Here is a 4,857-nt window from a genome sequence, read left to right as displayed (position 1 = left end):
AAGCTCAAAAAGTAGCCAATTCAGTAGAAGATTTCGCAGCTACTTTGGGTGGCCTCTCAGTAGATCGTGCTAAGACTTTCTATGATGAAGGCATCAAGTCGGCTGCTGACTTTAAAAACTGGACTGAAAAAGAACTCCTTGCCTTGAAAGGAATCGGTCCAGCTACCATTAAGAAATTAAAAGAACACGGCATCAGTTTCAAGTAATTTTTCTTGTCCCTTGCATTTCCGTCAAAAACTTGCTACAATAAAGCCATTAGAGGTGTTTTGAATCCCACATTTTACAGAAAGTGGCGGTGCTGAGAAGTCCACAAATGTGTCAAAACTGGTTGCTGATGGATAAAAAATGAAATAATATTGTCTTTTTGTTTTAAAGACGAGAGTTGCGGGCATCTGCCCGAAATTGGGTGGTACCGCGGATTAGTACATTCGTCCCTGTCATGAATATGGCAGGGGCATTTTTTATGGGAAGCGAGGGAGAAAGATGATAATAGCTGAGTTACCAGAACGTTTAGAAACCGAACGGCTAGTCTTACGAGTCCGTACCGTGGCTGATGTTGTGGATATCTTTGACTATGCCAGTAGGCCAGAAGTTTCCTACCCAGCAGGCTTTCCGCCCGTCAAGACCTTGGAAGATGAGATTTATTATCTGGAGCATATTCTGCCCGAGCGCAATGAAAAGGACAATCTCCCAGCTGGTTACGGCATAGTGGTTAAAGGGACCGATACTATCATCGGCTCTGTTGATTTCCCTCGTCGTCACGAGGATGATGTCTTGGAGATTGGCTATATCTTACATCCAGACTATTGGGGTCTAGGTTATGTTCCAGAAGCTGCGAGTACCTTGATTGATTTAGCTTTTAAAGAACCTGGTCTTCACAAGATTGAGCTGACTTGTTTTGGCTACAATGTCCAAAGTCAACGAGTCGCAGAAAAGCTTGGCTTTACCCTTGAAGCTCGTATCCGGGACCGCAAAGATGCCCAAGGAAACCGCTGTGACAGTCTGATATATGGTTTGCTGAGGAGTGAGTGGGAAAAACAATCATTAGATGGGAGGAAGATTAATTGAACTCAATTTATTCATTCCAGCCCAATCGTAGATTTAATTTAAAAGAATTTCTTTCTAAAAGTAAGCTATCCTTGGCTTTTATTTATACTTTTGATGGGATATATTGTGGAATTTTGATATACTTTCTCTACAATAAAAATCTAATTGAATCAATTTTAATAAACTTATATGAATATTTTTCAAAGAATTATAGTATACATGAAAACCAATTTGGTTACTGGCTTAGCGCGATAGTAACATTAGTAATACCATTTATATTATCTGTTATAAAAAGTGTTATATCGATTATAATTTTTAAAAAAATGAATAAAATATATATACCTAAAGGAAAGACGCTTTGGAATGTATATGCTACAATGACATTTACTTCTTTTTTATGTTTTTTTATATATCTTTATTACTTTTTTTCTAGATTTCTCGATTTTTATAATGATTTATTTTTAGATGTTATCATTTTTCTTTTTCTTATAACACTATTTTTATTTTACTGGTGGCAAATTTATAATCTGATTGGATATGGTGCAAAAGATATAAAAGAAGTGATTGCATCATGGCTAACTGTAACAATGAGTATATTATTGTTGACAGTATTTAATCAAGTTGAAAACGAATTAATCAATGCTCTAAGTTGGTTTTTACCAATACTAATTCCAAATCTAATAGGGGAAATAAATTCTCAGTTTGATACAAATAAATATAAGAAAAAACCAAAAAGAACTGATAAAATGGATAGACACCTCTACCGAATTCAAATATACAGTTTTCTTACTTTATTAATGTTGAGTATTATTCCAAAGTTAGTTGAAATTATATGGGGATTGAAGATTAAAGTAGAATTGACCAAAATAATAAATTTGTCAGCTGATTGGACATCTGAATTTCTTGCCTCAACCATAATTGTTTTCTTATGTTTTATATTATCATTAATTATTGGAAGGGGCATGATTTGGTTGTTAAAATATTTCTATTTAGATCCATCAAAAAGATATTATAAATTTGAAAAAAATAAAAGGAGAAAAAATAATGTCTAAAGAACTTTCACCTAAATACAATCCAGCCGAGGTTGAGGCTGGTCGTTACCAGAAATGGCTTGACGAAGATGTTTTCAAGCCTTCAGGCGATCAAAAGGCTAAGCCTTATTCTATCGTGATTCCACCACCAAACGTAACTGGTAAACTCCACCTTGGTCACGCTTGGGACACGACTTTGCAGGATATTATCATCCGTCAAAAACGGATGCAAGGTTTTGACACCCTTTGGCTTCCAGGGATGGACCACGCAGGGATTGCGACTCAGGCTAAGGTTGAGGAACGCTTGCGTGGTGAGGGCATTTCCCGTTACGACCTCGGTCGTGAGAAATTCCTTGACAAAGTCTGGGAATGGAAAGACGAATATGCCACTACCATCAAGGAACAATGGGGCAAGATGGGGCTCTCTGTAGACTACTCTCGCGAGCGTTTCACTCTTGATGAAGGCTTGTCAAAAGCTGTTCGCAAGGTTTTCGTGGACCTTTACAAGAAAGGCTGGATCTACCGCGGTGAGTTTATCATCAACTGGGACCCAGCAGCTCGCACAGCTCTTTCTGATATTGAGGTTATCCACAAGGACGTGGAAGGTGCCTTCTACCACATGAACTACATGCTAGAAGACGGCTCACGCGCCCTTGAAGTGGCGACAACTCGTCCTGAGACCATGTTTGGGGACGTTGCGGTTGCGGTAAATCCAGAAGACCCACGCTACAAGGACTTGATCGGTAAAAATGTTATCCTTCCAATCGCTAATAAATTGATCCCAATCGTTGGGGATGAACACGCAGATCCTGAGTTTGGTACTGGTGTCGTGAAAATCACGCCTGCTCACGATCCAAACGACTTCTTGGTTGGTCAACGTCATAACTTGCCACAAGTTAACGTCATGAACGACGACGGAACCATGAATGACTTGGCCTTCGAATTTGCAGGCATGGACCGTTTTGAAGCTCGTAAGGCAGTCGTTGCTAAGTTGGAAGAAATCGGTGCCCTTGTTAAAATCGAAAAACGTGTCCACAGTGTTGGTCACTCAGAGCGTACAGGTGTTGTGGTTGAACCGCGCTTGTCTACGCAATGGTTCGTTAAGATGGACCAATTGGCGAAAAATGCCATTGCCAACCAAGACACAGAGGACAAGGTAGAATTCTACCCACCTCGTTTCAACGATACCTTCCTCCAATGGATGGAAAATGTCCACGACTGGGTAATCTCTCGTCAGCTCTGGTGGGGTCACCAAATCCCTGCTTGGTACAATGCTGAGGGTGAAATATATGTCGGCGAAGAAGCACCTGAAGGTGACGGATGGACTCAGGACGAAGATGTCTTGGATACGTGGTTCAGTTCTGCCCTTTGGCCATTCTCGACCATGGGCTGGCCTGATGTCGATTTAGAAGACTTTAAACGTTATTATCCAACATCAACTTTGGTGACTGGTTATGATATTATTCCGTTCTGGGTGTCTCGGATGATTTTCCAAGGTTTGGAATTTACTGGCAAGTCGCCATTCAAAAATGCCTTAATTCATGGTCTCATTCGTGATGAGCAAGGACGCAAGATGTCGAAATCTCTCGGTAACGGGATTGATCCAATGGATGTTATTGATAAGTACGGAACAGATAGCCTTCGTTGGTTCCTTTCAAACGGTTCTGCCCCAGGACAAGACGTGCGCTTCTCTTACGAGAAAATGGATGCTTCATGGAACTTCATTAACAAGATCTGGAACATCTCTCGCTACATCCTCATGAACAATGAAGGCTTGACCCTTGAGCAAGCAACTGCCAATGTCGAAAAAGTTACCAACAAGGAAGCTGGAAACGTCACAGACCGCTGGATTCTCCACAACCTCAATGAAACGATCGGCAAGGTCACTGAAAACTTTGACAAGTTTGAATTTGGTGTGGCTGGCCATATCCTCTACAACTTCATCTGGGACGAGTTTGCGGACTGGTATGTTGAGTTGACCAAGGAAGTCCTTTATAGCGATAACGAAGAAGAGAAAGTCATCACACGTTCTGTTCTCCTTTATACTTTGGACAAGATCCTTCGACTCCTTCACCCAATCATGCCATTTGTGACAGAGGAAATCTTTGGACAAATCTCTGAAGGCTCTATCGTTACAGCGGAATACCCAACTGTTAATCCAGCCTTTGAAGACCTTGCTGCCCACACTGGTGTAGAAAGTCTCAAAGACTTGATCCGTGCCGTTCGGAATGCGCGTGCGGAAGTAAACGTAGCACCAAGCAAGCCAATCACCATCCTTGTGAAGACTAGCGATAGTGATTTGGAAGCCTTCTTTAACAGCAATGTCAACTACATCAAACGCTTCACAAATCCAGAACACTTGGAAATCGCATCAAACATCCCTGCACCTGAACTCGCCATGTCAAGTGTCATCACAGGAGCAGAAATCTACCTGCCACTGGCAGACCTCCTCAATGTCGAAGAAGAACTCGCTCGTCTCGACAAGGAACTCGCTAAATGGCAAAAAGAACTGGATATGGTCGGTAAGAAACTCTCTAACGAACGCTTCGTAGCCAACGCCAAACCAGAAGTCGTCCAAAAAGAACGCGACAAACAAGCCGACTACCAAGCGAAATACGATGCGACAGTCGCACGTATTGATGAGATGAAGAAGTTGGTGAAATAAACACAGAAACACGGTGATGAACCGTGTTTTTTGGTATAATGAAAATATTAAAACAATAGAAAAGAGAAGGTCTATGCCAGAAGGCGTCACTTTATTTCAAGATACCTTGATCAA

The 4,857-nt window shown here is 41.2% G+C and carries 4 protein-coding genes; all 4 read left to right on the top strand.

The genetic code is table 11. The annotated features are described in order from the left end of the window. On the top strand, positions 1 to 206 hold a 206-nt coding region (locus GMD4S_RS00055), incomplete at its 5' end, for a helix-hairpin-helix domain-containing protein (RefSeq protein ID WP_000740968.1). A gap of 277 nt (positions 207 to 483) precedes the next feature. Continuing rightward, the gene (locus GMD4S_RS00050) at positions 484 to 1,068 is read left to right on the top strand and encodes a GNAT family N-acetyltransferase (protein WP_000582275.1); all 585 of its coding nucleotides are present in this window, start codon (positions 484 to 486) and stop codon (positions 1,066 to 1,068) included. After that, positions 1,065 to 2,099, top strand: coding sequence for a hypothetical protein (locus GMD4S_RS00045; RefSeq protein ID WP_008283990.1), 1,035 nt, complete (start codon positions 1,065 to 1,067; stop codon positions 2,097 to 2,099). Before GMD4S_RS00050 ends, GMD4S_RS00045 begins: the two co-directional genes overlap by 4 nt. Beyond that, complete coding sequence (locus tag GMD4S_RS00040; RefSeq protein WP_000032182.1) at positions 2,092 to 4,743, top strand: valine--tRNA ligase; 2,652 nt, start codon at positions 2,092 to 2,094, stop codon at positions 4,741 to 4,743. Before GMD4S_RS00045 ends, GMD4S_RS00040 begins: the two co-directional genes overlap by 8 nt. Positions 4,744 to 4,857 lie beyond the last annotated feature (114 nt).

The organism is Streptococcus sp. GMD4S (assembly GCF_000296955.1).
The sequence above is the reverse complement of the archived record's forward strand: the minus strand, read 5'-3'. Positions and strand labels throughout refer to the sequence as shown.

Coding starts and splice junctions, on each gene's coding strand:
- GMD4S_RS00050 (WP_000582275.1), top strand. CDS start 484: ATGATAATAGCTGAGTTACCAGAACGTTTAGAAACCGAACGGCTAGTC.
- GMD4S_RS00040 (WP_000032182.1), top strand. CDS start 2,092: ATGTCTAAAGAACTTTCACCTAAATACAATCCAGCCGAGGTTGAGGCT.